Genomic DNA, 1,279 nt, shown 5'->3' with positions numbered 1-1,279 from the left:
CACTAGTGTCCCAACGTTGGGAAGAGGTTTTGTTGAATAGGGTGTTGGCCGATTTCAGGCCCATCCTGCAGTTTGCCCAGCAGGGTTGATATTGGTGTGGTTTCAAACATATTCAGGTCTAGCACTCGCAGAATTTCGTACAAAGAATGATCCAATTCCAAAAGCTTTTTGACGATGGCGATCAACACGTACGTGGCGATCGCAGTCCATATTTGCGTCTTGACCGCGTTTTCGGTTGTCCCAAAGAACGCCTTGATACGCAGATGCTGTTTGATCCATTTGAAGAACAACTCGACTTGCCAGCGCTGTTTGTAAAGTGCGCAAATAGTCAACGCAGAAAGCGTCATGTTGTTCGTCAGGAACTCCAGTGTCTTGCCAGTTTCGGGATCGGTGTAGGTCACTTGCCGAATCAGCTCTGGATACCGTTTGTGAGATGTGTACCCCGTCAACTGAATGTGCTGATCGCTTACCAAGCCCGTGTTGATGGGGACAGGAAACTCCTGAACCACAACGAATTGCATATTGCTTTTGGCGCGGGTCACAAAGAAGGCTCTGGCGGTATGAAGTTGGTGCAACCTGGCAAAGTCGACATACGCCTTGTCCATCACGTAATAGGCGCCAACCTCGATGTAGCCTTGCTTGGCGAGGATGTCGAGGACTTTGACATCGTGCATCTTGCCGTCGCTGATGTGAATAAAACTCGGGATCGATCCACGCAGATCCATCAATGTGTGAAGTTTGATGGCTGCTTTTGTCGTACGAAACGGCGCCCAAGAAAACAGGCTCAAACACAAATCGATCGTGGTCGAATCCAAAGAGTAAACCGTTGCGCCCATCAACGATTTGAGTTCGGCGCTGGTTGTATCGTTGGCGTAAAGCGGACGAGCCACGCCGATCAAATGATGGGCCAAATCGGCAAAGACTTCCCATGGTCGAACTCGGTTGGCGTTGGCCAGTGTGTTGCGCGAGATGGTCTTGCAGCGAAAGCCCAAGTGATAGAAATGTTGGCGCTGCACGCGCAAATTGATCTCGATGTCGCGCAAAGATTCGCGGGCGGTCAGTTGAGCAAAAGACAGAGCCAAGAACTGATCGAGGCAAGAGAAGTCTTTGACTTTGTGCTGAGCACGCCTGGCCAAGACCATCCGGCTGAATGCCTTCAGGGGCAGATAAGTCATGACTTGCGCAAAGACGAGTTGACCCGAGTGCATGCCTGTCCCCAGCAGATGAGATCCGCCGAGCATGCCCCAAGTCCGGAAAACGATTCAAATCGTGGACAAGG

General features: G+C 51.1%; 1 protein-coding gene. It reads right to left on the bottom strand.

Annotation, left to right across the window (positions count from 1 at the left end):
- Positions 1-2: 2 nt before the first annotated feature.
- Entirely contained in the window at positions 3-1,208 is a 1,206-nt protein-coding gene (locus tag B9Z49_RS21365; protein ID WP_369913787.1) for an IS4 family transposase, read from the bottom strand.
- Between the last annotated feature and the right edge of the window lie 71 nt (positions 1,209-1,279).

The organism is Limnohabitans sp. 2KL-51, assembly GCF_003063645.1.
Classification (GTDB): domain Bacteria; phylum Pseudomonadota; class Gammaproteobacteria; order Burkholderiales; family Burkholderiaceae_C; genus Limnohabitans_A.
The sequence above is the reverse complement of the archived record's forward strand: the minus strand, read 5'-3'. Positions and strand labels throughout refer to the sequence as shown.